The sequence below is a fragment of the Phenylobacterium sp. genome (genome assembly GCF_013822795.1).
Taxonomy (GTDB): Bacteria; Pseudomonadota; Alphaproteobacteria; order Caulobacterales; family Caulobacteraceae; genus Phenylobacterium.
Map to the genome: position 1 here is coordinate 179,205 of NZ_PNLB01000004.1, position 24,163 is coordinate 203,367.

28 protein-coding genes are annotated in these 24,163 nt (G+C 67.8%); 11 read left to right on the top strand and 17 right to left on the bottom strand.

Annotated features, from left to right (window positions below; translation table 11 throughout):
- Window positions 1-40: 40 nt before the first annotated feature.
- Window positions 41-355 (top strand): DUF6665 family protein, encoded by a 315-nt coding sequence (locus C0481_RS05280; protein WP_293401384.1) that lies wholly within the window; start codon window positions 41-43, stop codon window positions 353-355.
- Here C0481_RS05280 and C0481_RS05285 read toward each other — a convergent pair.
- Both C0481_RS05285 and C0481_RS05290 read right to left on the bottom strand, forming a co-directional pair.
- On the bottom strand, window positions 352-828 hold the full coding sequence (locus C0481_RS05285) for a MarR family transcriptional regulator (protein WP_293401386.1): 477 nt from the start codon (window positions 826-828) through the stop codon (window positions 352-354). The two genes, C0481_RS05280 and C0481_RS05285, sit on opposite strands and share 4 nt — an antisense overlap.
- Window positions 825-1,244 (bottom strand): organic hydroperoxide resistance protein, encoded by a 420-nt coding sequence (locus C0481_RS05290; protein WP_293401388.1) that lies wholly within the window; start codon window positions 1,242-1,244, stop codon window positions 825-827. The genes C0481_RS05285 and C0481_RS05290 overlap by 4 nt, the downstream gene beginning before the upstream one ends.
- A 198-nt stretch (window positions 1,245-1,442) precedes the next feature.
- Here C0481_RS05290 and C0481_RS05295 point away from each other — a divergent pair, with 198 nt between their 5' ends.
- On the top strand, window positions 1,443-2,720 hold the full coding sequence (locus C0481_RS05295) for a nucleoside transporter C-terminal domain-containing protein (protein ID WP_293401390.1): 1,278 nt from the start codon (window positions 1,443-1,445) through the stop codon (window positions 2,718-2,720).
- A 31-nt stretch (window positions 2,721-2,751) separates the two neighbouring features.
- Window positions 2,752-3,369: a glutathione S-transferase gene (locus C0481_RS05300; protein ID WP_293401392.1), complete on the top strand. Its 618-nt coding sequence runs from the start codon at window positions 2,752-2,754 to the stop codon at window positions 3,367-3,369.
- A 9-nt stretch (window positions 3,370-3,378) separates the two neighbouring features.
- Here the strand turns inward: C0481_RS05300 and C0481_RS05305 are convergent, their stop codons facing one another.
- From C0481_RS05305 to C0481_RS05315, 3 genes are read right to left on the bottom strand one after another with little or no spacing between them, the layout of a single operon-like run.
- Window positions 3,379-3,819 carry a GNAT family N-acetyltransferase gene (locus C0481_RS05305; protein ID WP_293401394.1) on the bottom strand — a complete coding sequence of 147 codons (441 nt, stop codon included), beginning with the start codon at window positions 3,817-3,819 and terminating at the stop codon, window positions 3,379-3,381.
- A 5-nt stretch (window positions 3,820-3,824) separates the two neighbouring features.
- Window positions 3,825-4,070 carry a hypothetical protein gene (locus tag C0481_RS05310; RefSeq protein WP_293401396.1) on the bottom strand — a complete coding sequence of 82 codons (246 nt, stop codon included), beginning with the start codon at window positions 4,068-4,070 and terminating at the stop codon, window positions 3,825-3,827.
- 2 nt (window positions 4,071-4,072) lie between these two features.
- Entirely contained in the window at window positions 4,073-4,534 is a 462-nt protein-coding gene (locus C0481_RS05315; RefSeq protein ID WP_293401398.1) for a PaaI family thioesterase, read from the bottom strand.
- A gap of 91 nt (window positions 4,535-4,625) precedes the next feature.
- On the opposite strand from C0481_RS05315, the gene pcaF reads away from it, so the two are divergent.
- Genes pcaF through C0481_RS05330 form a run of 3 tightly spaced genes read left to right on the top strand, consistent with a single transcriptional unit; the run spans window position 4,626 to window position 7,525 of the window.
- Window positions 4,626-5,834, top strand: coding sequence for a 3-oxoadipyl-CoA thiolase (pcaF, locus tag C0481_RS05320; protein ID WP_293401400.1), 1,209 nt, complete (start codon window positions 4,626-4,628; stop codon window positions 5,832-5,834).
- Between the two features lies 1 nt (window position 5,835).
- Window positions 5,836-6,363, top strand: coding sequence for a hypothetical protein (locus tag C0481_RS05325; RefSeq protein WP_293401402.1), 528 nt, complete (start codon window positions 5,836-5,838; stop codon window positions 6,361-6,363).
- Window positions 6,364-6,376: 13 nt separating this feature from the next.
- Complete coding sequence (locus C0481_RS05330) at window positions 6,377-7,525, top strand: acyl-CoA dehydrogenase family protein (RefSeq protein WP_293401404.1); 1,149 nt, start codon at window positions 6,377-6,379, stop codon at window positions 7,523-7,525.
- On the opposite strand, the gene C0481_RS05335 is transcribed toward C0481_RS05330, so the two are convergent.
- Together C0481_RS05335 and C0481_RS05340 are read right to left on the bottom strand one after the other, a co-directional pair.
- Complete coding sequence (locus C0481_RS05335) at window positions 7,522-8,100, bottom strand: hypothetical protein (protein WP_293401406.1); 579 nt, start codon at window positions 8,098-8,100, stop codon at window positions 7,522-7,524. The genes C0481_RS05330 and C0481_RS05335 overlap by 4 nt on opposite strands.
- Window positions 8,097-8,603: a sigma-70 family RNA polymerase sigma factor gene (locus tag C0481_RS05340; protein WP_293401408.1), complete on the bottom strand. Its 507-nt coding sequence runs from the start codon at window positions 8,601-8,603 to the stop codon at window positions 8,097-8,099. Before C0481_RS05340 ends, C0481_RS05335 begins: the two co-directional genes overlap by 4 nt.
- A 112-nt stretch (window positions 8,604-8,715) precedes the next feature.
- On the opposite strand from C0481_RS05340, the gene C0481_RS05345 reads away from it, so the two are divergent.
- Complete coding sequence (locus C0481_RS05345) at window positions 8,716-9,003, top strand: DUF3253 domain-containing protein (protein ID WP_293401410.1); 288 nt, start codon at window positions 8,716-8,718, stop codon at window positions 9,001-9,003.
- On the opposite strand, the gene C0481_RS05350 is transcribed toward C0481_RS05345, so the two are convergent.
- Window positions 9,000-10,088, bottom strand: a complete 1,089-nt coding sequence (locus C0481_RS05350) for a phosphatase PAP2 family protein (RefSeq protein ID WP_293401412.1) — start codon at window positions 10,086-10,088, stop codon at window positions 9,000-9,002. The genes C0481_RS05345 and C0481_RS05350 overlap by 4 nt on opposite strands.
- Window positions 10,089-10,193: 105 nt before the next feature.
- Here C0481_RS05350 and C0481_RS05355 point away from each other — a divergent pair, with 105 nt between their 5' ends.
- The 3 genes from C0481_RS05355 to C0481_RS05365 all read left to right on the top strand — a co-directional run bounded on the left by C0481_RS05355 (window position 10,194) and on the right by C0481_RS05365 (window position 12,950).
- Window positions 10,194-10,778: a uracil-DNA glycosylase family protein gene (locus C0481_RS05355; protein ID WP_293401414.1), complete on the top strand. Its 585-nt coding sequence runs from the start codon at window positions 10,194-10,196 to the stop codon at window positions 10,776-10,778.
- On the top strand, window positions 10,775-11,812 hold the full coding sequence (locus tag C0481_RS05360; RefSeq protein ID WP_293401416.1) for an alpha/beta hydrolase: 1,038 nt from the start codon (window positions 10,775-10,777) through the stop codon (window positions 11,810-11,812). The genes C0481_RS05355 and C0481_RS05360 overlap by 4 nt, the downstream gene beginning before the upstream one ends.
- A gap of 61 nt (window positions 11,813-11,873) precedes the next feature.
- Window positions 11,874-12,950, top strand: a complete 1,077-nt coding sequence (locus C0481_RS05365; RefSeq protein WP_293401418.1) for a Glu/Leu/Phe/Val dehydrogenase dimerization domain-containing protein — start codon at window positions 11,874-11,876, stop codon at window positions 12,948-12,950.
- On the opposite strand, the gene C0481_RS05370 is transcribed toward C0481_RS05365, so the two are convergent.
- The 9 genes from C0481_RS05370 to C0481_RS05410 all read right to left on the bottom strand — a co-directional run bounded on the left by C0481_RS05370 (window position 12,947) and on the right by C0481_RS05410 (window position 23,101).
- Entirely contained in the window at window positions 12,947-13,411 is a 465-nt protein-coding gene (locus C0481_RS05370) for a carboxymuconolactone decarboxylase family protein (RefSeq protein WP_293401420.1), read from the bottom strand. The two genes, C0481_RS05365 and C0481_RS05370, sit on opposite strands and share 4 nt — an antisense overlap.
- Window positions 13,412-13,490: 79 nt before the next feature.
- The gene (locus C0481_RS05375) at window positions 13,491-13,706 is read right to left on the bottom strand and encodes a hypothetical protein (protein ID WP_293401422.1); all 216 of its coding nucleotides are present in this window, start codon (window positions 13,704-13,706) and stop codon (window positions 13,491-13,493) included.
- Between the two features lie 20 nt (window positions 13,707-13,726).
- Window positions 13,727-15,028 carry an MFS transporter gene (locus C0481_RS05380; RefSeq protein ID WP_293401424.1) on the bottom strand — a complete coding sequence of 434 codons (1,302 nt, stop codon included), beginning with the start codon at window positions 15,026-15,028 and terminating at the stop codon, window positions 13,727-13,729.
- A gap of 269 nt (window positions 15,029-15,297) precedes the next feature.
- Window positions 15,298-17,562 carry a TonB-dependent receptor gene (locus C0481_RS05385; protein WP_293401426.1) on the bottom strand — a complete coding sequence of 755 codons (2,265 nt, stop codon included), beginning with the start codon at window positions 17,560-17,562 and terminating at the stop codon, window positions 15,298-15,300.
- Window positions 17,563-17,632: 70 nt separating this feature from the next.
- Complete coding sequence (locus tag C0481_RS05390; RefSeq protein WP_293401428.1) at window positions 17,633-19,888, bottom strand: molybdopterin cofactor-binding domain-containing protein; 2,256 nt, start codon at window positions 19,886-19,888, stop codon at window positions 17,633-17,635.
- Window positions 19,885-20,355: a (2Fe-2S)-binding protein gene (locus tag C0481_RS05395; protein WP_293401430.1), complete on the bottom strand. Its 471-nt coding sequence runs from the start codon at window positions 20,353-20,355 to the stop codon at window positions 19,885-19,887. Before C0481_RS05395 ends, C0481_RS05390 begins: the two co-directional genes overlap by 4 nt.
- 84 nt (window positions 20,356-20,439) lie before the next feature.
- A complete protein-coding gene (locus tag C0481_RS05400; RefSeq protein ID WP_293401432.1) occupies window positions 20,440-21,171 on the bottom strand; it encodes a hypothetical protein in 732 nt (243 codons plus the stop codon).
- Window positions 21,172-21,212: 41 nt separating this feature from the next.
- Entirely contained in the window at window positions 21,213-21,881 is a 669-nt protein-coding gene (locus C0481_RS05405) for a TetR/AcrR family transcriptional regulator (RefSeq protein ID WP_293401434.1), read from the bottom strand.
- Window positions 21,882-21,925: 44 nt separating this feature from the next.
- Window positions 21,926-23,101, bottom strand: coding sequence for a VWA domain-containing protein (locus C0481_RS05410; protein WP_293401436.1), 1,176 nt, complete (start codon window positions 23,099-23,101; stop codon window positions 21,926-21,928).
- Between the two features lie 297 nt (window positions 23,102-23,398).
- On the opposite strand from C0481_RS05410, the gene C0481_RS05415 reads away from it, so the two are divergent.
- Entirely contained in the window at window positions 23,399-24,163 is a 765-nt protein-coding gene (locus tag C0481_RS05415) for an ABC transporter ATP-binding protein (protein ID WP_293401438.1), read from the top strand.

Sequence of the window (24,163 nt, forward strand, 5' to 3'; positions counted from 1 at the left end):
CCGAGCTTGCCGTGCGCGCCGCGCGCCTCATATTGGCGGCATGTCCAGTCTCCGCATGCCGCAGGGATCGACGTCGCCGCTGTTCAAGACCGGCGCGAGCATCCTCGACTACGAGATCCAGGAAGAGCGCGGCTATGCGCTCGGGCGCGCCGGCCAGCGGGTCGAGCAGGCGCTGGCGGCGTTGAAGGCGCACGACGGTTCCGATGAAGACCGTGCGCCGCTGCTGAAGGAGGCCGCCACCGCGGTCTGGTACTATTTCATCCAGCGCGAGGCCTGCGGCATCCGCAACCAGAAGCCGGCCATCGATCACTACGGCATTCCGCGCGAAGTGCTGATGCGGCTGGGCGCGAGCTAGGCCTTCATCCGGCGGGCGAGATCCTGCAGCGTGGCGCGCAGGTCGACGATCTCATCCAGCGGCAGGTGCAGCTGGCAGGCGAGGGCGGCGGGGATCTCGGCAGCCTTCTCGCGCAGCGCACGGCCGGCGTCGGTCAATTCGATCTGGACCTTGCGCTCGTCCTGAGCGTCGCGCCGTCGGGTGACGAAGCCGGCCGCCTCCAGCCGCTTGAGCAGCGGGGTGAGCGTGCCGGAGTCGAGGTCCAGCGCCTGGCCCAGCGCCTTGACGGTGCGCGGAGCCGTCTCCCACAGCGCCATCATCACCAGGTACTGCGGATAGGTCAGGCCCAGCGGCTCAAGCAGCGGGCGGTAGGCGCGCGTGACCAGCCCGCTGGCGGCGTAGAGCGCAAAGCAGAGCTGGTTGTCGAGGCGCAGCAGGTCGCCGGCCGCAGGGGCGGCCGACGCTGTCGTCTTACTGGTGGTCTTGGCTGTCATTCAGCTCGCACAGATATCGCAACATCGACGTTGCCGCGAATGGCGTTGGAATAAGGGCAGACCTGGTGGGCGGCGGCGACCAGCGCTTCGGCGGCGGCCTGGTCCAGGCCTTGGGTCTCGGCGTCGAGCGCCACGCCGAGCTTGAAACCGCCCTCGGCGCGGGGATGCAGTTCGACGGTGGCGGTGACGGCCGCGCCCTTCAGCAGGATCTTCTGTTGGCCGGCGATGTAGCGGACGGCGTTCTCGAAGCAGGCGGCGTAGCCGGCGGCGAACAGCTGCTCGGGATTGGTCCCGCCGCCCTTGCCGCCCATTTCGCGGGGCAGGGCCAGGTCGAGGCTGAGCAGCCCGTCCTGCGATTCGACGTGGCCGGCGCGGCCGCCGACGGCGCGGGCCTGGGTGGCGTAGAGAGCGGTCATTTGATTATCTCCAATTCAATTGTGCACAATTAAATATGGCGCCATTCGACCTCGTCAAGGGCTGCTGTTCGTGCGCGACGCTGCGTGCGCTTGCATGACCCTGCCCTGCCGTAGTCAATTGCGCGGGAATTCCTGCGCGAGTCCGCGCGGACCTGAGGAAGATTGGACGCCGCGAAACGCGGAGTCCGGGGGCCATGCATGTTTCGTCCTGAGAACGCCCAGAGCCTGGCTGGCCTGGGCTTCGTGATCGCCGTTTGCTGGGCGCTGTCGGAGAACAAGAAGGCCTTTCCCTGGCGGCTGGCGCTGGGCTCGGTCGCTGTGCAGATCGGGCTGATCCTGCTGCTGTTCGGGCTGCCGGGCGCGCAGGCGGTGATCGAGACGATCAACCGCGGGGTCGACGGCCTGGCGGCGGCGACCGCCACCGGCACCCAGTTCGTGTTCGGCTACATGGGCGGCGGAGCGCAGCCCTACGAGGTGACCAACTCCGGGGCGCTGTTCGTCTTCGCCTTCCAGGTGCTGCCGCTGATCCTGGTGATCTCGGCGCTGTCGGCGTTGCTGTGGCACTGGGGCATCCTGAAATGGATCACCCGCGGCTTCGGCCTCTTGTTCCAGAAGACCATGGGCCTGGGCGGCGCGTCGGCCCTGGCGGTGGCGGTGAACATCTTCCTGGGCATGATCGAGAGCCCGATCGTGATCCGCGCCTATCTCGACAAGCTGACCCGTTCGGAGCTGTTCCTGATGATGGTCGTCGGCCTGGCCACCGTCGCCGGCTCGACCATGGTCGCCTACGCCACGATCCTGAAGACCGTGCTGCCGAACGCCGCCGCACACGTGCTCGTGGCCTCGATCATCTCGGCCCCGGCGGGCATCCTGCTGGCCAAGATCATGATCCCGGAGAAGCCGGGGCAGGGCGGGCTCTACGCCGACTATTCCTCGCTGCTGAAGTACGACAGCTCGATCGACGCGATCAGCAAGGGCACGATGGACGGCCTGACCGTGGTGCTGAACATCTCGGCGATCCTGATCGTGTTCGTGGCCTTCGTGGCCATCGGCAACGCGCTGCTGTCGGTGCTGCCGGCGATCGGCGGCGCGCCGATCACCATCGAACGCGTCCTGGGCCTGGTGTTTTCGCCGCTGGCCTGGGCCATGGGCGTGCACTGGGACGAGGCGCTGAAGGCCGGCTATCTGCTGGGCGTGAAGCTGATGCTGACCGAGTTCATCGCCTTCATCCAACTGGGCGCGGTGCCGGCCGGCGAGATGTCCGAGCGCACCCGCATGATCCTGACCTATGCGCTCTGCGGCTTCGCTAACGTGGGGTCAGTCGGGATAACCGTGACCGGCATGGGCGTCTTGATGCCCGAGCGACGCAACGAGATCATCGGCATGGTCTGGAAGGCGCTGATCGCCGGCTTCCTGGCCACCTGCATGACCGGGGCGCTGGTCGGGGCCATGCCGCGGGAACTGTTCGGACAATAGGGCGGCCGCCAGAGCCGCGGGAGGATCAGGGATGAAGCTCTACGACACGGCGATGGCTCCCAACCCGCGCCGCGTGCGCTGGTTCATGGCCGAGAAGGGCATCGGCGACATTGAGATCGTCCAGCTCAACCTGATCCAGGGCCAGCACAAGCAGGCCGACTACCTGGCGAAAGCCGGGCTGCCGAACGTCCCGGCGCTGGAGCTCGACGACGGGACGACGATCACCGAGTCGCTGGCCATCTGCCGCTATCTGGAAGCCCGCTATCCCGAACCGAACCTTTTCGGGCGCACGCCCGAGGAGGCAGCGGTGGTCGAAATGTGGACCCGGCGCGCCGAGATGCTGGTCGCAAATCCGTTCATGCTGGGCGTGCGTCACACCCACCCGGCGCTGGCGGCGCTGGAAGCCCCCAACCCGCCGGTCGGCGAGTACAACAAGGAGGTGGGCTTGAAGGGCCTGAAGGTGCTCGACCGCCGCCTGGGCGAGAGCGAATGGCTGGCCGGCGAGCGGCTGACCATCGCCGACATCATCGCCTTCATTGGCATCGACTTCACCCGGATGATCAAGCTGCCGATCCCCGAAGAGCTGTCGAACCTGCACCGCTGGGCCGACGTCATGCGCAGCCGGCCGGCGGCCAAGGCGGCGATGTAGGGGGCTTGGTTAGCCGCCCCAGAGCGAGCGGCTGACGGACAGGTGCTCGCTGGCCGGATCGTCGCCGTGGCGAGTGAAGCCTTCGCGCAGATAGATGTGGCGGGCGCGGTGGTTTTCCGGCCGCACGTGCAGCTTCACCGCCGCGGCCCTGGTGTTGGCGAAGATCCAGTCGACGGCGGCGCGGAAGAGGGCACTGCCGGTTCCTTCGCCGGTTTGGTCGACGGCGATGCGGCGCAGCAGCACCACCTCGGCGGTGAACTCCTGGACAATCACGAAGCCGGCGAGGCCGGCGCCTCGGCGATAGCCGAGATAGCGGGCGTCGGGCGAGGCGAACTCGGCGGCGTGTTCCTCGCCAGTGAAGCTGCCGATGAAGACGTCGTAGCCGGGCAGTCGCTCGATGCGCATGACCTCGTCGATGTCCGCAGGCGTCAGCGAAACGAGGTCGGTCATGGCCCTTAGTCCTTCAGGACGCGCCAGATGCTGCGGATCCCGAAGGCGCTGAGCACGCCGGTCATGATGCAGATGACGATCTCCATCGAGATGTCGACGACCTGGTTCGGCGAGGTCGCTCCACGCGTGGAACTCATGGCCACGAACAGGATCAGGTCCATGGCCATGAACAGAAAGACTGGGCCGGCCACCAGGACCATCAGGGCCGAGGGCGCGATCTTCTTGGCGGTCGCTGCGTCGAGCTTCTTCATAGTCAGGTCCGGGGCTTGGTCTTCTTGATGATCGCTGAGAAGCTCATCACCGGCTCGCCGCCGGTGGTGATCAGGCCGCGGACGAACACCATGCTGCGGGCGGCCTTGACCACCTCGCCGCGGCACTCGACCAGCGCGCCGACCGGCACCGCGCCGACGAAGTCGCCGTTGAACTGGGCGGTGACGCTGCGGCTGTCCTGCAGGTCGTCGCGGGCGATGACGAACAGGCAGTAGTCGGCGAAGGTCATGATCGCCCCGCCGTGCATGAAGCCGCCGCCGTTCATGTGGTGCGGCTCGGCGCGCATGGCGCAGACCCGTTGGCCGGTCTCGTCGGGGCGGAAGAAGAAGGGGCCAGCGTGGTCTTCGAACGGGTCGCTGCTGTACTTGGTCCAGCCGGCCCACTCGCCGTCCTTCACGACCTGGTGCTTCCAGCCGCCGATTTCGAGTTCTTCGCCGCCGTCCATTCCCGTCCCCTGACCCCCATGAAGGGTTTGCCCGCCGCAGTCCCAGTCACTAGTTTGCGGCCCGAAGCGAACTAGGCGGCGGGGACAAGTGATGCAAGGCCGGACTGTCTTTCTCTGCGGAGGCCTGCGTACTCCGATCGGTCGTTACGCCGGCGCCTTGTCGAAGGTGCGGGCCGACGATCTGGCCGCCCATCCGCTGAAGGCGCTGATGGCCGCCTATCCGAAACTGGACTGGGGGCTGGTCGACGAGGTCGTCTACGGCTGCGTCAATCAGGCCGGCGAGGACAACCGCAACGTCGCGCGTATGGCGCTGCTGCTGGCCGGAATGCCGCAAAGCGTACCGGGCCTGACGGTCAACCGCCTCTGCGCCTCGGGCCTGGATGCGGTGATCGCCGGGGCGCGGGCCATCGCCTCGGGCGACGCCGACCTGATCGTCGCCGGCGGGGTGGAGAGCATGAGCCGCTCGCCGTTCGTCATGGCCAAGCCTGACACGGCGTTCTCGCGCAGCCCCGAGATCTACGACACCACCATCGGCTGGCGGTTCGTGAACCCGGCGATGAAGAAGGCCTATGGCGTCGACGCCATGCCCGAGACCGCCGAGAACGTCGCCACCGACTATCAGATCAACCGCGAGGACCAGGACGCCTTCGCTCAGCGCAGCCAGGCCCGGGTCGGCGCGGCTCGCGCGGCCGGCTTCTTCGACGGTGAGATCGCGCCGCTGACCATCAAGGACCGCAAGGGCGACATCGTCGTGGCGCAGGACGAGCATCCGCGCCCGGACACCAGCCTGGAGGCGTTGCGCGCCCTGAAGCCGATCGTCCGCGAGGACGGCACGGTGACCGCCGGCAACGCCTCGGGCGTCAACGACGGCGCGGCGGCGCTGCTGCTGGCGAGCGCCGAAATGGTCGAGAAGCTCGGCCTCGAGCCGTTGGCCCGGATCCAGGGCGGGGCGGCCGGCGGCGTCGCGCCGCGCATCATGGGTGTCGGCCCGATCCCGGCGGTCGAGAAGCTGACCGCGCGCCTGGGGATCAAGGTCGGCGACTTCGACGTCGTCGAGCTGAACGAAGCCTTCGCCGCCCAGGCCCTGGCCTGCACGCGCGCCTGGGGCCTGGCCGACGATGCGGCCCATGTGAACGCCCACGGCGGCGCGATCGCTATCGGCCACCCGCTCGGCGCTTCGGGCGCCCGGCTCGCCCTGACCGCCGCCCGCACGCTGAAGCTGAACGGCGGCGAGCGTGCCCTGGCGACGATGTGCGTGGGGGTCGGGCAGGGCTCGGCCCTGGCGCTGGCGCGGGCCTGACATGCGAATTCTGGCCATCGCGGCGCTGGGCGTCTGGCTCGCGGCCGGGGCGGCTCACGCTCAGATGCCGACCGTTCCGGTCGAAGCGCTGAAAGCGGCCGGGCTGGACCCGCACACCAAGGTCGAGGGCGGCGTGGTCCAGGTCATGACCGGCCAACGGGCGGTGATCCGCCTGGATGGAGCCGGCCAGCCGGCGCTGGATGACGTCGAGGCCGGCCGCATCGGCATGGCTGTCGCCGACGGCAAGGAAACCTACAAGGGCGCGGGGGCCGGCAAGCTGGCCTTTGCGCTCGACGCCTCGGTCGAGAAACGCCAGTCGATCCTCAAAATCTGGAACGGCCTGACCCGGCCGCTGGCCTATGAGGCCGAGATCACCGCCCTGCGCGGCGGCAAGCTGATGAAGCGGATGAGCACGATCTGCTCTGTGCCCGCCGGCGCGGTGGGCTATGAGGTCTGGCCCGATCCCGTTATCAGCGTCACCCTGTCCAAGTTCGCCGAGACCCCGGCGGACCAGCACGTCTGCCAATAGCCGAGACTTCTCCATGGCCCTCGACCTCGAAACCCGCGAGCAACTCATCGACACCGTCCGCCGGTTCGTCACCGAACGGCTTCGGCCGCTGGAGGCCAAGGTCTCCGAGGACGACGCCATTCCGGCCGAGGTCATCGACGAGATGAAGGGGCTGGGCCTGTTCGGCCTGTCGATCCCCGAGGAGTTCGGCGGCCTCGACCTGTCGATGGAAGACGAGTGCCTGGTCGGCGTCGAGCTGGGCCGCACCAGCCCGGCCTTCCGCTCGGCGTTCGGCACCAATGTCGGCATCGGCAGCCAGGGACTGGTGATGTTCGGCACCGAGGCCCAGAAGGCCAAGTACCTGCCGGGCATCGCCTCGGGCGAGATCATCACCTCGTTCGCCCTGACCGAGCCGGAGGCCGGATCGGACAGCGCCAACGTCCAGACCACCGCCCTCCGCGACGGCGACGTCTATGTCCTGAACGGCACCAAGCGCTTCATCACCAACGCCAACAAGGCCGACCTATTCACGGTCATGGCCCGCAGCGATCCGGGCAAGGCCGGCGGCGGCGGTGTCAGCGCCTTCCTGGTCGAGCGCAATCTGCCGGGCCTGTCGGTCGGCAAGCCCGAGAAGAAGATGGGCCAGCAGGGCGCGCACATCTGCGACGTGATCTTCGACAACGTCCGGGTGCCGATCGAGAACCGCCTGGGCGCCGAGGGCGAAGGCTTCAAGGTCGCCATGCAGGTGCTGGACCGCGGCCGGCTGCACATCTCGGCGGTCTGCATCGGCGTGGCCGAGCGGCTGCTGGCCGACTGCGTGGCCTACGCGACCGAGCGCAAGCAGTTCGGCCAGGCGATCTCGAACTTCCAGCTGGTCCAGGGGATGATCGCCGACTCCAAGACCGAGGCGCTGGTCGCCAAGGCCATGACCATGGAGACCGCCCGCAAGCGCGATGCCGGCCAGAGCGTGACCATGGAAGCGGCGGCGGCCAAGTACTTCGCCTCGGAGATGGTCGGCCGTGTCGCCGACCGCGCGGTGCAGATCTTCGGCGGCGCCGGCTATGTCGCCGACCACGGCATCGAGCGCTTCTATCGCGACGTGCGCATCTTCCGGATCTACGAAGGCACCAGCCAGATCCAGCAGGTGGTCATCGCCCGCGAAACCATCAAGCGCGGCGGCTAAGGGGCGTCCATCAGGGCGTCGATGTCGTCGATCTCGGCCTGCAGCCGCTTGGCTGCGCGCCGGTTCATCAGGAACCAGGCCGCAAGATAGGCGCAGATCAGCGCCGCGAGCGGCGCGAGGTGGCCAAGAGACGCCCCTGCGCGGGCCTGCGCCATCCCGGCGACGAACACCATCATGCCCGGGGCGAAGGGCGCGATGTACCACCAGAAGGCCGAACGCAGGGCGTCGCGCTGTCGGACCAGTTCGGCCCTATGGAAGGCGAGCGAGGCGCCGGCCGCCGCCTCCGGAGGCAAGATCCTGGCCGAAGCGCGGCGGTGCAGTTGCCAGGCCATGACGGCGGTCCCGGCCATGATCATCACGGCGCCCAGCTTCATCATCGGATGCGGGAAGTAGACCGCGTAGAAGCCGAAGAGCGCGAGCACCAGCACGCTGGCGGCGTACTCCACCAGATTGCGGACCTGGATACGCGACTGGAACGCGCGGGCGTGAATCTGCTCGATGCTCATGGGGCCGGTCTCCATCTGCTGGTTGCGCCAAAGGGCCTTCAGGTCTTGGTCTGATTGGTCGGGAGTCATGCCGCGCCTCCGCGAAACCGGCGGGCGAGCAACGCCTTCAGCCGGTGAATCTTCTGGGCGACCGCGCCGGCGCTAAGACCCGTGATCTCGCCGATCGACGCCGCGTCGAGGTCTTCGAGGTAAAGCAGCGCCACCTGGCGCTCGAGAGGGGCGAGGGCCTGGACCAGGTCCATGAGCCGGGTCAGGGCCTGGGCCTGTCCGGTCGCCGCTTCGGGGTCGTCCTCGGCGGGCAGTTGCGCCAGCGCGCCGGAGTCGCCGTCGACCCGGCGATGGCGGCGCCGGACCTGGATGTGGCTGGTCGCCGTATTGTGCGCCACGCGATAGACCCAGGTCCGCAAGGAGCAGCGGCCGTCAAAGACTGCGAAGCTGCGCCAGAGCGCCAGGTGAATGTCCTGGACCAGATCCCGCCGGGCGTCTGCGTCCGCTTCGTAGCCGCGCGCCAAGCGATCAATCGCCTCGCCATAGCCCCGCGCCGCCTCAGCGTAGCGCTCGTCCTGATCCATGACCTCGCCCGGGTGCTCCATCGATCAAGGTAGTCGCGCCGCTGGGGGATTTCTTACAGGCCAGTTTGCGCCTCGCCTCGCCATCGGGCCGATCATCAGGCATAGGAGGCCCATGAGCGTCGACATGGAAGCCGTGATCTTCGAAGTGCTGGGCAAGCTGGCGCCCGGCAAGTCAGCCTCCTCCGAGGAGGTGGCGCGCGCCGCCGACAACGAGAATTGGCGTCGGCTGACCGGCCACGTGCGCAACACCGCGCGGGGCCTGGCTCGTCAGGGCAAGATCGTCATCACTCGCCACGGCAAACCCGCGGACCCGGAGAAGTTCAAGGGCGTCTATCGCCTGCGGTTGCCGCTGGAAGGCGAAGTGGTCGCGCCGGGCGCAGGTCCCAACGCCGAGGACTAGGCGATCGGCCGGGTCTGGTTGCGGCCGTCCAAGGGCCGCAGCGCGAACCAGAGGGTGGTCGTCAGAATGATCGAGGCGTAGCCGTCGATCGCGTAGTGCCATCCTAGGTGCACCGATGCGGCCAGGATCAGCACCAGGTAACCAACGGCGAGCGCAAACGCCTTGCGGCCAACTAACGAGCCTAGGATCGCAATCAGCGTCGCCATTGCGACATGCAGGCTTGGGAAGGCCGAGATGCCCGATCCGGTGTGGGCCTGGCCGGTGCTGTGCAGGAGCCAGAGCCACTGCTGCAGGTCGTAGCTTGAGTTGGACGTTCCGGCGCTAAAGGCGAGATAGTCCATCAGCGGCTTGAAACGATCGACGTCGCCGGTGACTTGGCCGAAATAGACGGGCCCCGCGCTCAGGAAGGTTGCGGCCAAGACGTTGCCTAGCAGGATCCAGGTCAGCAGATAGGCCGCCAAGAAACGGGTGCGGATGCTCGCGAGCCGCGGCGCCGTCGCCACCCACAGCGGCGCGCAGAAGGCGAGCGTAAGCCATACCGGCAGGTAGCAGAACTGCAGGACCCTGGTTAGGGGTTGATGGGCCAGCAGAGGATGCAGCAGGCGCCAGGGATCGACGCCGCCGTGCAGCCAAGCGTCGAGCTCGGCGAGCTTCTGATCCCACGTGAACCCGCCGAAATGGGCCAAGCTGGTCTTGGCGGTGGTGAACGAGCCCAAGAACGCCGTGAGCGCCAGGATCATCAAGATCGGGCGAACGATGTCGGGGGTCAGCCGCGCCCGCACTCGACTGACAAACTCTGTCAGAGGCGCCCTTGGGGCGGCCCCGATGGCCCTCGTGAGATCGACGCCGACAACGAAGAGCACAACTCCGCTGTAGAGGAATCTCAATGGCGTTAGAAACGGCAGGAGGACCGTGGCGGCGTCATGCCTGCCCAGGCTCCAAGCCAAGGCCGCTGTCGCGAACACGTAGGCGCCGATGACGGCGTACAGCAGTCGATCTTCGCGCAAGGCCCGAGATAAGGCCGCGAGCCAGGACTCCCCTGTGCGGAGGTCTACATGTGGCTGCGGATCGGAATACTCGCTCATGGCCGTCCCCCGAACGTCGCGGCAACGTACGGGAACATCGATAAGGCTTAGTTATGCGGCGCTTGCGACGCTGTCCTTGCCGGCCGGGCGCCCTATATCGGGCCGATGAGCCTTTCGGCCGTTCTCGAGGACATCGCAGCCTGCCGGGCGTGCGCAGGCGACCTGCCGCATGCGCCGCGGCCGGTGGTGTTCGTGCGCGCGCAGACCCGGCTGCTGATCGCCGGTCAGGCGCCCGGCCGGCGGGTGCACGAGAGCGGCTTGCCGTTCACCGACGCCTCCGGCGATCGCCTGCGCCAGTGGATGGGGATCGATGCGGCGACTTTCTACGGTCGGCCGGAGATCGGCGTCGCGGCCATGGCGTTCTGCTTCCCGGGGACCAACCCGAAGGGCGGCGACTATCCGCCGCCGCGGCGCTGCGCGCAGCTCTGGCGGGCGCGGCTGCTGGCTGAGCTGCCCAAGGTGGAGTTGACGCTGCTAGTTGGGAGCTATGCCCAGGATTGGGCGCTGGGGCCGCGGGCCAGAGGCAACATGACGCAGACCGTGCGGGCCTGGCGCGACTATGCGCCGAGCTATCTGCCGATGCCGCACCCATCCTGGCGCAACACCGGCTGGCTGAAACGGAATCCCTGGTTCGAAGCCGAGGTGGCGCCCTATCTTCGCCAAAGGGTTTTGGAGATCCTCGGCTCGTGAAACGCCTCGTCGCCATCCTCGCCGCCGTGATGCTGAGCGCCTGCACCCCCTTGATGGTGCAGCAGGCCGGCGCGCCGCCGTCGAGTTTCCAGGGGCCGCATCTGGAGCGCGACGCGTTCGTCTCGTTCGATGGCGCGCGGCTGGGCCTGAGCCGCTGGGAGGCCGATGGCGAACCGCAGGCGGTGGTCGTGGCGCTTCACGGGATGAACGACTACGCCAACGCCTTTCACCTGGCCGCGCCCTACTGGGCGCAGAACGGGGTCACCACCTACGCCTTCGACCAGCGCGGCTTCGGACGGTCGCCTCATCGCGGCATCTGGGGCGGCGACGAGCTGATGATCGACGACCTGCGGACCATGGTCTCGGTGGTCCGGACGCGCCATCCGGGCGTGCCGCTGATCGTCGCAGGCGAGAGCATGGGCGGGGCTGTGGCGATCGAGGCCTTCGCCTCCGACGTGCCGCCCGCCGCCGACCGGCTGATCCTGATGGCGCCTGCGGTCTGGGGCTGGTCGAACCAACCGCTGCCTTACAAGACCATGCTCTGGCTCGCCTCGCGGTTCACCGCCGCCAAGGTCTACGAGCCGCCCCGCTGGCTGACCAGCCGGGTGAAGCCGACCGACAATCACGAGGAACTGGTGGCCATGGGCCGCGACCCGCTGATGGTCTGGGGCGCGCGTTCGGACACGCTCTACGGCCTGGTGGCGATGATGGAGCGGGCCTGGGCGGGGACTGGGCAGATCAAGGTCCCGACGCTCTACATCTATGGCGCCAACGACGAGATCATTCCGGAGAAGCCGTCGTTCCAGGCCGCCAAGCGGCTGAAGCCGACCGACCGCTCGGCCTACTACAGCAAGGGCTGGCATCTGATGACCCGCGACCATCAGGGGCCGGTGGTCTGGGCCGACCTGCTGTCGTTCATCAAGACGCCGCAGGCGCCGCTGCCGTCCGGTGCGCCGCCCATTCCAGGTTCGCCGACCCAGCCCAACGCGCCCATCAACGCCGAGGCCGCGGGGCGAGTCAGAGCAGGCTTGTGAAGCGCAGGGCAGGGGCGTAAGGCGGAGGCAAGCTCTTCCAGTCTGAGGCTTTGATTGCAGCATGACCTTGTTCGATTCCTCCGCATTCGAGGGTCACGAAGGCGTCCATTCGTTCTTCGATGAAAAAACCGGCCTGAAGGCGATCGTCGCGGTGCATTCGACCGCGCGCGGGCCCGCGGCGGGCGGCTGCCGGATGTGGCCCTATGCCAGCGCCGAGGCGGCGCTCGACGACGCGCTGCGGCTGTCGCGGGCGATGTCCTACAAGAACGCCATGGCCGACCTGGAACTCGGGGGCGGCAAGTCGGTGATCATCGGCGACAGCCGGACGATGAAGACCCCGGCGCTGTTCGAAGCCTTCGGCCGTGCGATCGAGGCGCTGAACGGCGTCTACTGGACGGCCGAGGATGTCGGCGTCTCGCCGGTCGATCTCGGTTATGCGCGCAAGCAGACCCGCTACGTCGCCGGGTTGGAGGGCCACCCGGCCGCCTCCGGCGATCCGAGCCCGGTGACCGCCGAGGGCGTGTTCCGCGGCGTGCGGCTGGCGGTGCGCCGCGGCCTGAATCGCGAGCTGGACGGGGTGACCGTCGCCATCCAGGGCGTCGGCCATGTCGGCGCTTACCTGGCTGAAAAGCTGCACGCGGCCGGGGCCAAGCTGATCATCACCGACGTCAATGACGAGGCGCTGTCGCAGGTCGCGGCGCGGACCGGGGCGAGCATCGTGGCGCCGGGCGCGATCTTCGACGCCGAGGCCGACGTCTTCGCGCCGTGCGCTCTGGGCGGGGCGATCAACGAGAGCACCCTGCCGCGGCTGAAGGCGCGGATCATCGCCGGCGGCGCCAACAACCAGCTGGCCAGCCCGGAGATCGGCCGCGAGCTGTTTGCGCGTGGGATCCTCTATACGCCCGACTACGTGATCAACGGCGGCGGCATCATCAACGTCGCCGGCGAGATCCGCGCTCTGGAGCGCGGCGAAGCGTTCGACCAGGCCTGGGTCGAGGCCAAGCTCGACCGCCTGACCCTGACGCTGGAAGAGGTGCTCGACCGCGCCGCGTCCGAGGGACGGCCGAGCCACGAAGTCGCCAACGAGATGGCCAAGGCGCGCATCGCCCAGGCCGCCGCGGCCAAGCTGGCGGCTTAGGCCGCCTTCTCGGCGACCCACTTGCGCGGATGCTGCGTGCGGAAGCCGACCGCCAGCCGGTTCCAGACGTTGATCGCGCCGATCAGCATGGTCAGCTTCACGGCCTCGCCCTCGTCGAAGTGCTCGCGCATGGTCGCGTAGTCGGTGTCCGGCGCGCGGGTCTGGGCGATCAGGGTCAGGGAGTCGGTCCAGGTCAGCGCCGCCTTCTCCCGCGGGGTGAACAGCGAGCTCTCCCACCAGGCCGACAGCAGGTACAGGCGCTCTTCGCTCTCGCCGTGAGCGCGGGCGTCGCGGGTGTGCATGTGGATGCAGAAGGCGCAGCCGTTGATCTGGGAGGCGCGGGTCTTCACCAGCTCGATCAGGCTGTGTTCGAGCCCGGAGGACACTACGGCCTCTTCGAGCGCGGTCATGGCCGCGATCATTTCCGGGGCGGCGGCGAAGGGGTTCAGGCGAGCAGACATGGGGAGGTCCTGTGCTTGGGGTTCAGCAACAGGACGCGCTGGCCCCGCGCCGTGTGACACGGCGCGGAGGTATTTCGCCCTAGAGCAGGCGCGGCAGAACGAAGACCGCCAGCAGCACGAGGATCGCGACGATCAGGATCAGGCCGGCGTGCTTGCGCCCACCGAGCATCGAGCCGCCCGACTTCGCCTGTCGGGCGGCTTTCTCGCGGGCGGCCTTGGCCGCCGCCTCGCGAGCCTGGACGGCCTTTCGATGCTGGGCGAGGTCGACGACCTCAGGATCCTTCTCGGGCTTCATACGATCGATCTAGCACGCCTTCAGAGTGAGGCCATCCGTGCGGTGCGCGGTTCCTTCACAACGGTGAGAAGGATGACCAAGCCGACGACCAGGAAGCCGATCGAAGCGCCGAACACCACGTTGAAGCCGTAGTGGTCGGCGATGAAGCCGCCGGCCAGCGGACCGAGCGAGGCCATGATGCCCTCGGCGGTCGAGGAAATGGCGATGCGCATCGGCATCTCGGCCCGGGAGCCGAACTCCAGGATCATGGTCTGGGCGGCCATCATGTAGCCGGACTGCGCCGCGCCGAGGCCGAAGAAGGCCACGAACACTGCCCACGGCTCATGGTTCAGCATCAGCAGGGTCGTGGCCGCCGCCCAGCCGATCAACGAGCAGACCAACACCAGCTTGAAGCCGGTCTTGTCGCCGAGATAGCCCCAGACGAGGTTCGACAGGGTGTCGGCGCCAAGGTAGGCGAGGCTGAGCAGGCCCAGCGTCATGCCGTCCAGCTTCATCGTGGAGGAGACGAAGATGATGTAGAACGGCGTCGCGATCCGGCTGGCCGTGGCGACCATCTGCACCACCAGGAACCAGGCATAGCCCTTGTCGGACATGATCAGCGCCGGGAAGTCTTTGAGGCGGTCTCGGAACCTGGCCTGGGCCGGCAGGTTCGGGGGCTCGGGCTCCTTCAGCAGGATTTGCAGCGCCCATAGGCCCATGGTCGTCAGGAAGGCGGCGAGGGCGAACGTGGTGGCGTAGCCGTTGCCGAGCACATTGCCTTCGATGAGATATTTGCCGGCCGCCCAGGCGAGGGCGGCGGCGATAAGCCCGCCGGTGGCGTTGCGCCAGGCCTGCAGACGGCCGCGGCGGCTGAGCGGAATGACCTTGGCCATCAGCAGGCCGAAGACCACCCGCTGGGTGCCCATGAACAGCCCGAACAGGAACATCAGGATCATCATGGTGACGACCAGCGACTGACCCTTGAGGAACCAGCCGGCTAGCGCCATGCCGACGATCTGGACACGGGCCAGGCCGCCCATCCAGACGGCGGCTGGCATGACCTTGCTGCGGTGTTCGATCTGGGTGGCGCCGAAGATCGGCGAAATCACGCTGCCGACCTGCTGCAGCGCCAGGCCGAGGCCGACGATGGTGTTCGATCCGGAGATCATGTGCAGGTAGGCGGGGAGGAAGGTCGGCGCGTTGATCAACCTGAACCCGGTCATGCCGAGCATGCCGTGCAGGTAGTTGCCGATGTAGTTGCGCTTCAGATTGTCCCAGACGAACTTCTCGTAGGCGGCTTCCTTCTCCGCCAGGGTGAGCTCGACAGGGGCGTCTTCAGACACGGCGACGGCCGCGTCCTCTCTTGAAATATGTGCTTCCAATCGCGTCCCGCCCGCGCGCGGATCGCTAAATGGGTCGCGCGGGCGACTCCCTAATCATTACGGCTAAATTTTATGCCGACCGTCGTACCAGAGTCCGATACCGCGGGGGAAGGGGCGCGCGGGGCCCAGAGCGCAAACGGCTTCGATAGAATCTGATCGCGCTCTGAGCTTTTTGGATTTGGAGCATGCGCCCGCCGAACCTGAGCCGGTCCGGCGGGATCACGCTGTCGTCACCAACGAGTTTCGAGGACGGCCCCGAAAACGCGCGGCGCGCCGTACATAGCGCGGTTGAGGGTCGGCTGGCGGAACTGGACGTACTCTTCGTCGAGCAGGTTGGTCGCGTAGGCGGCCAGGGTCCAGCGTTCGGCCTGGTAGCCGATCTTGCCGCCCAGCAGGGTGCGGGCGTCGAGCTTGTTGGCGCTCTGGGTCGGGCCCGAGACGCCGTAGGACTCGCTGCGATAGCCGGCGTCCAGGTTGACGAACACGCCGTTGGCCCAGCGATAGGCGCCGCCGAGGTTCAAGGTCCATTCCGGGGCGAAGGCGAACTCGCTGCCCGACAGGTCGATGGTGGTCGTCCCGGCGCGGATGGTGAAGTCGTCGAACTCGGTGTGGCTGTAGCCGACCGAGCCGTAGATGTCCCAGGCGGCCGACGGGCGATAGGCCGCTTCGAGTTCGGCGCCGTAGAGGGTCGAGGCCCCGGCGTTTTCGGTCTGGTAGTCGTACGGCGTGGCGCTGAGGTTCACGACCACCTGCTGGTCGGTCCAGTCGACATAGTAGGCGTTGGCGTTGACCGTCAGGGCGCCGTCCAGCCAGCTGGTGCGCGCGGCGATCTCGTAGTTCCAGGTGTATTCCGGATCATAGGGCACGACCGCCGAGCGGATGACGTTGATGTTGGCGCCGCCTGAACGATAGCCGCGCTGGGCCACGAAGCTCAGCGAGGCGTCCTCGGTCAGGTCGTACTTCAGCCCGACCTTCGGCAGGAACGCCTCGAAGGTGCGCGAGGTCTCCGGCTGGTTGGCGGTGGCCTGGGCGACGTAGAGGCCGACGACCTGGTTCAGTCCGGCGATCACCGGGGCCAGGGCGCCGAAGGCGGCGGGGTTCGGATAGGTCCCGGCGAAGCGCGTGGCCTGGGCCACCGACAGGGTGTTCTCTTCGCGGTCATAGCGGAAACCTGCCAGCAGCGAGAGCTGCGGGGTCAGCTGGTAACGGCCGTCGGCGAACAGGGCGACGGTCTGGATCTCTTCCGGCGCGCGGCCGGCGAAGTCGACCGAGACCGCGGGTAGGGCCGCGACATAGGCGTTGGCCGCGGCGTTGGCGGTCGCCGCCGGCAGGTTGAACGGCGCGCTCATCAGCACGCCCAGCAGGGTGGCGCGCGGCGTGGCCAGGGCGTTGCGCGTGGCGACCGAGAAGTCGCGATCGCGATTGGCGAAGTAGAGGCCGGCGAGGCCGGACAGACGCTCGCCTTCATAGTGCAGCCGCAGTTCCTGCGAGATCGAGCGGTCGAGATCGTGTTCTTGGCCATAAGCGATCGAGGCCGGGCCGCCGTCCATGTCGAACAGGCTGTCGCTGCGCACCTTGCTCCAGGCGGTCACCGAGGTGAGCTTGAGCTGGTCGGAGATGGCGTAGTCGGCGTTGACCGTCAGGATGTCCGAGGTGCTGCGGGTTTGGCCCGGATAGTCGCTGGTGGCGACGCGGTTCTCGGCCGGGTTCGGGACGTCGGAACGCGAGTAGCTGTAGATGTAGCCGCCCTTGTGCCGGTTGTGCAGCACGCTGGCGCGCACGGTCAGGTCAGGCAGGGCCGAGGGCGTGAACAGCAGCTTGCCGCGGACGGTGGTCGACAGCAGCGGGTCTTCCTGGGTCTTGCGGGTGGTGTTGTAGGTGAAGCCTTCGGCGTTGCGGTCCTCGAACGACAGGCGGAAGGCCAGTTGGTCGGCGACGATCGGACCGCCGGCGGCGAAGGCCAGGATGCGGGACTCGTCGTCGGCCAGGTCGGCGCGGGCCACGCCGCTCCAGGTCCAGGTCGGGTCGTTGCTGCGCAGGACGATGGCGCCGGCCAGGGTGTTACGGCCCTGCAGGGTCGATTGCGGGCCGCGCAGAATCTCGGCCTGGGCGATGTCCCACATGTTCAGCGGGCCGGCGGCCAACGCGCGGTCGGGCAGGGCGGCGCCATCGAGATAGACGGTGGCCAGGCCGCCGCTGCCGCCGCCCGAGACGCCGTTGTTGGCGACGCCGCGGATGGTGAAGCCAAAGCCCTGATAGGTCTCGGCGACGTTGGCGGCGTGGTTCACCAGATCGCCGAGGTCCTGGATGTTGCGGGCGTCGAGGCTGCGCTCGGTGAACAGGGCGACGCTGGCGACGGTGTCCTGCAGGCTACGGTCGGTCTTCTCGCCGGTGACGATCAGCTCCTCGACCTGCGGCGCGTCGGCGGCGAGCGCGGCGCTGGAGGACAGGAGCGCGGCGGCGGCCACGCCGCCGGCGAGAACAAGGCGATACATCGAGGGGCTTTCCGGAACTTGCTGCACGCCGCGAGGGGAGGCGGCGCGGCCCGGAAATAGCCGCCGCGGGTTAAGACTTGGTCTTCAAGGCGTTGAGCACGGCTTCGGGCCGGATCGGCAGGTGACGGACCCGCGCGCCGCAGGCGTTGAAGATCGCGTTGCCGATCGCCGGGCCGACCACGGTGGTCGCCGGTTCGCCCAATCCGACCGGAACTTCCGCGCTCTCGATGAACTCGATGTCGAGGGCGGGGGTGTCGGCCATCCGCAGCGGCGTGTAGCCGTCGAGGTTGGTGTCGCGCGGCGATCCGTTCTCGAATTCGGTGCCCTCGAAGAGCGCCAGGCTCATGCCCCAGAGCGCGGCGCCCTCCATCTGGGCGAGCGCGCCTTCGGGCGAGACGATGGTCCCGGCGTCGGCGACCAAGGTCAGCTTCTCGACCTTCACCGCCCCGCTGGCGGCGTCGACCTTGACCCGCGCCGCACAGGCGACCCAGGTCGGCATGTCGCGCTCCTGGCCGAAGGTGGTGGCGATGCCGAGCCCGGTTCCCTTGGGCAGCTGTTGGCCCCAGCCGGCCTTGGCGGCGAGGCGCGAGAGCACTGCGGCCTGGCGCTTGGCGCCGCCGACCGAGTTGGGCGGGGTTCCGGCGTTGCGGCCCGCGCCGTCCAGCATGGCCAGCCGGAAGGCCAGCGGGTCCTTGCCCACCGACTGGGCCGCTTCGTCCATGAAGCACTCGACCGCCCAGTTGGTCCAACCCGGGCCGACGGAGCGCAGCCAGCCCGGGCGGAACGCGCGATTGGCCAGGTCGTTGGGCACGGCGCGCACGCGCTGGGCGCCGACGCTATACCAATGATTGGCGCCGCTGATCGCGAATGGGTCGTAGGCGACGTCGTTCGCGCCCTTGGGCATGAAGAACGGGGCCATGACCTGGGTCGGCCAGCCGGCGCAGGCGGCGTGGTCCATGGCGGTCACGCGCCCGCCCTCGCCGAACGCCATCTTCACGACCTGGACCGAGGGCGAGCGGAAGGAGTCGAAGCGGCTGTCGTCGGCGCGGGTGCAGACCATCTTCACCGGCCGGCCGAGCGCCTTGGCGGCCAGTGCGGCGGGCACCGCATAGTCGCCGTTGAGCCGCCGGCCGAAGCCGCCGCCCAGCAGGTAGGTCTTCAGGACGATCTTGTCCTCAGGCACGCCTAGGGCCTTGGACAGCCATGGCAGAACCAGCGATTGCCACTGGTTGCCGGTGTGGATCTCGTAGGAGCCGTCCTTGTTCACCAGGGCCAGGGCGTTGACCGGCTCGAGCTGGAAGTGCAGGGCGCTGGCGGTGGTGTAGGTGCGCTCCAGCTTGGTCTTGGCGGCCGCAAATGCCGCATCGACGCCGGGATCTTCGACCACCAGGGCGCCGGCCTTGGGATCGGCGATCAGGGCGCTGGCGCGCTTCTGGATGTCGGCCTCCGAGGTCTTGGCGGTGTCGCCCGAGCTCCACTCCACCTTGATCAGTTCGCAGGCGGCGTCGGCGGCGACGAAGCTTTCGGCGATGACCATCGCCCAGCCGGGGACGGTGTTCGACGGGTCCTCGAGGGTGATCGTCCTGATGTAGCCGGGCACCGCCTTGGCGGCGCTGTCGTCGACGGAGACGACCTTGGACTCGTTGCGGGTCGGCGGGATCTTCGGCCGGGCGTAGACCATGCCGTCGACCTTGGCGTCGATGCCGAACTTGCCCGAGCCGTCGACCTTCTCACCGATGTCGAGCTGGGCCGAGGGCTTGCCGACCAGCCGGCGGTCTGCGGCCTTCTTGATCGGCATCTTGCCGAGTTCGTCGGCAGTGAAGCTGCGCTTGAGATTTCCGCGCGCGACGATGTCGCCGTACCCGATCGACTTGCCGCCGCCGCTGACGGCGCTATTGGCCGCCGTGCAGGTTTTCGGATCGACGCCGAGCAGCTTGGCGCCCTCCTCGATCAGCACCATGCGGCCGGCCGCGCCGGCCTGGCTCATCAGGGGGTAGCTCTGCCAGACCGACCAGCTGCCGCCGGTGACCATCAGGCCCCACTTGGCGGCGGAATCGACGTGGTTGATGCGGACCTTGGACCAGTCGGCCTCAAGCTCGTCGGCGACGATGCGGGCGATGGCGGTGCCGACGTGCTGGCCCATCTCGGCCCGGATCACGTTGACGGTGACGATCCCGTCGCGGCCGATCGAGTACCAGATGGTCGGCTCGAAATCGCCGGCCGCGGCGGCGGCGTCGTCGGGACCGACCGCGAAGGTCATGGCCGCGCCGGTGGCGGCGATCGCGGCCAGGAAGCCGCGGCGCGAGAAGGGGGCGATCGCGTTCATGCCTTGGCTCCCTGCATCTTGGAGCTGGCCAGCTTTATGGCCTTCCTGATCCGGACATAGGACATGCAGCGGCAGAGGTTGCCGTTCATGGCGTCGTCGATCTGGGCGTCGGTGGGATTGGGCGTCGACTTCAGCAGCGCCGCAGCCGACATGATCTGGCCCGACTGGCAGTAGCCGCACTGCGGGGCCTGGGCCTCGATCCAGGCGGTCTGCAGCGGATCGCGGCCGTTGGCGTCCAGCCCTTCGATGGTGGTGATGGCGTGGCCGGCGATGGAGCTGACCGGCGTGACGCACGCGCGCACCGGCTCGCCGTCGAGGTGCACCGTGCAGGCGCCGCAGCCGCCGATGCCGCAGCCGAACTTGGTGCCGGTGAGGCCGAGCTCGTCGCGGATGGCCCAGAGCAGCGGGCTATCGTCTGGGCCTTTGACCGTGACCTCGCGGCCATTCAGTTTGAACGTCGTCGCCATGCAGCCCTAAGCCTCCATGCGTCCCCCGACAACACCGGTACGGGACGCCAAGCTAGGCCGGGGCGCAACTCCTTTTTGCGCGCGTCAGGCCCACAGTTCCGGCTCGTCGATCATCGCATCGACCAGTTCCATGACCCGCTCGCGCGGGATGCAGCGGCCGAGGCGCTCGGCCTCGTAGGTGGCGACGTAGATGCCGATCCACTGCATGAAGGTCCGATCTCCGCGCTCGGCCCGCAGGGCGACTGGGCCGCCGGAACAGCCGGCCCCGCCGATGCCGTCGATGTGGAAGGCGTAGGGATTGAGCCGATAGTCGCTGGCCAGGGTGAAGCCGCGGGCGATCGGCGCCTCGCGCAGGATCGCGGCCCCGCCGGGGAAGCCGTAGATCATCCCCGCCGAGCCGGTGGTCAGCGGCAGGCCCTGGGACAGGATGTCGTAGTCGCCAAAGCGCCCTGTCCAGTTGATCGCCTGCGGCTCGCCGCGCAGCCGCACGGGCACGCCAGCGACGTCGAGCGAGGCGTCGTCCGGGTCGTGGTGCCAGCGGAAGCGGGGCGTCTGGCCGTCATAGAGCGGGACGCTGATGCCGAGCGCGGCGCAGTCGAGATCGTGGGCGTAGGTGTCGGCCCAGGTCGCCTCGGTCCCGCGGTTCTTGAAATAGAAGGTGTTGGGCGCCAGCAGGCAGTGCAGGGCGGTGAGGATGATGTAGCGGTCGCTCTCGACGTGGAACAGGAACCCGGAGAACACCTGATGCGGCTCGCCGTTCTTGTGGCGGGTGGCCAGGCGCGGGCTGGCCTGGGCGAACGGGTCGATGAGATCCATGCAGCAAGCTAGGCGGCGAACCGCCTGCTCGTCGAGACTGTCTAGGCCTGGAAGCCGGCCTCGGCGAAGTCGAGCATCCGGGTCAGCAGCGCGGTGGTGTCACCCTCGCGCGTCGCCCCATCCGACAATACGTGCAGGCGGTCGAACTCGGCGAAGCGGTTGTTGTGGACCATGCCCAGGCAGAAGTGCAGCCGCCAGTAGACGGTGTCGCGCGCCAGCTCGGGACGGGCCTTGACCAAGGCGTCGGCGAAGCGGGCGAGGTGGCTGACGTCCTTGGCCAGCGCCTCGCGCATCTCCTCGTTCCCCTCGCTGCGGGAGCGGATGATGAACTGGATCGAGATGCGGCGGTCGTTCTCGGGCGAGCCCCAGCGCAGCGGCGGGGCGAACAGGGCCTCCAGGATGTCCCGCACCGGCGGGTTCCCCTGATGGCGGTCGTTCGCCTCGTGCAGCATGCGGGCGCGTTCGCGGTTCAGCTCCGCCGTCCGGCGACGGAAGATCTCGAACAGCAAGGCGTCCTTGGAGCCGAAGTGATAGTTCACCGAGGCGAGGTTCACGCCCGCATCGGCGGTGATGTCGCGCACCGAGACGTTCTGGAACCCGTGCAGGGCGAACAATCGCTCGGCCGCGCAGAATACGGCCGCCTTGGTGGCGGCTTCGTTGGTTTCTTCGGTTTCGTTGGCCTGAGCCGGGTCCACGGGCGAATCTCTCATACGTCGCGCCACCTTAGCAGGTCGCAGGAGATGGGCGATGCGGCCTAGCGCGCCAGCTCCCGCATCGCCTTGTCGAGTCCCTCGATGGTCAGGGGGAACATGCGCTCGTTGACCAGCTGCTTCATCACCTCGATCGACGGGGTGTAGTCCCAATGGCGCTCGGCCGTCGGGTTCAGCCACACCACGTGCTCGTAGATCTGGGCCACGCGGTCCATCCAGATCGCGCCGGCTTCCTCGTTCCAGTGCTCGACCGAGCCGCCCGGATAGGTGATCTCGTAGGGGCTCATCGTCGCGTCGCCAACGAAGATGACCTTATAGTCGCTGGAGTACTTGTGGAGGATGTCCCAGGTGTTCAGCTTTTCGGTGTGACGTCGACGGTTGTCCTTCCACGCGCTCTCATAGAGGCAGTTGTGGAAGTAGTAGAATTCCATGTTCTTGAATTCTGAGCGCGCGGCCGAGAACAGCTCTTCGCAGACCTTGATGTGGCTGTCCATCGAGCCGCCGATGTCGAAGAAGATCAGCACGCTGATCTTGTTGCGGCGCTCAGGGCGCAGCTGGATGTCCAGGTAGCCCTTCTCGGCGGTGCCCTTGATGGTGCCGGGCAGGTCCAGTTCGTCGGCGGCGCCGTCACGGACCCATTTGCGCAGCCGGCGCAGGGCGACCTTGATGTTGCGGGTGCCGAGTTCGACAGCGTCGTCGAGATTCTTGAATTCGCGCTTGTCCCAGACCTTCACGGCCTTGCCGTGGCGGCCCTTGTCCTGGCCGATGCGCACGCCTTCGGGATGGTAGCCGTTGGCGCCGAAGGGCGAGGTGCCCCCGGTGCCGATCATCTTGTTGCCGCCCTCGTGGCGTTCCTTTTGTTCCTTGAGCCGTTCGGCCAGGGCTTCCATCAGCTTGTCGAAGCCGCCCATGGCCTCGATCTGGGCCTTTTCCTCTTCGGTCAGGAACTTCTCGGAGATCTTGCGCAGCCATTCGGCCGGGATGTCCGCCGTGCCCGCGCCCTCGACCTTCTCCAGGCCCTTGAACACGTGGGAGAAGACCTGGTCGAACTTGTCGAGGTTCTTCTCGTCCTTCACCAGGGCCGAGCGCGACAGGAAGTAGAAGTCCTCGACCGAGCGGTCGATGACCACCTTGTCCAGCGCCTCCATGAGCATCAGGTACTCTTTCAGCGTCACCGGCACCTTGGCTTCGCGCAGCTCGGTGAAAAAGCGCATGAACATGGGCAAGCTTCCCGCTGGGAGACGAACAGACGTTTGACTCCGAAAGATGGGGCCGCAAATCGCCGTTGTCCAGCATGCCCTTGCGTCTGGTTGCGACGCCGCAGGCCGGACGCCGCCGTCTAGGGTTTCTACCGGGGATATGGAACCGAACTCGGGCCTCCGGCATTCGGACCTTCGCCTTGAACGCATGGGAAGGGCGGGATACAGTTTTAACTTAATAAGTTAAAACGAGTCACGTAACAAATTATGATCGCGACGCGACGCAGGTGGCTGGCGGGGACGCGGACGGGACCGTCCGTGCGACCAATCACGCCCGATCTTGAAACTTCGCCAGTCGCGGTCCGTGTCCGCGACCTGACTCTCCGCTTTCCCGTTTACGGGGCTGACAATCGCTCTCTGAAGAAGCACCTGGCGCGGGCCGCGGTCGGCGGCGCGCTCAGCAATGGCGGACGCATCATCACCGCGCTGCAAGGCGTCAGTTTCGAGCTCAGGCCTGGGGATCGCCTGGGCCTGGTGGGCCATAACGGCTCGGGCAAGACCACGCTGCTGCGGGCGCTGGCCGGCGCCTACGAGCCCGACGAGGGGCTCGTCGCGGTGGACGGGCGGATCGCCTCGCTGCTGGATCTCAGCCTCGGGATCGACCCTACAGCCACGGGCTTCGACAACATCCGCCTGCGCGGCCTGATCGCCGGCCTGACTCGCCGCGAGGTCGAGGATCGCATGTCGGACATCGCCGAGTTCTCTGGGCTGGGCCAGTTCCTGGAGATGCCGCTCAAGACCTACTCGGCGGGCATGCAGGCGCGGCTCGCCTTTGCGGTGGCGACGTCGGTCGAGGCCGACGTGCTTCTGATGGACGAGTGGATCGCGGTGGGCGACGCCGATTTCCGCGGGCTGGCGCACCGGCGCCTGCAAGAGCTTGTCGAGCGCGCCGGCATCCTGGTCCTGGCCTCGCATGATCCGATGACGCTGCGGACCTATTGCAACAAGGTCATGCGGATCGATGGGGGCCTGGCCTCGCCGATCGTGGAGATCGACGGGTTCGACGCCCTGATGGCGGCCTGA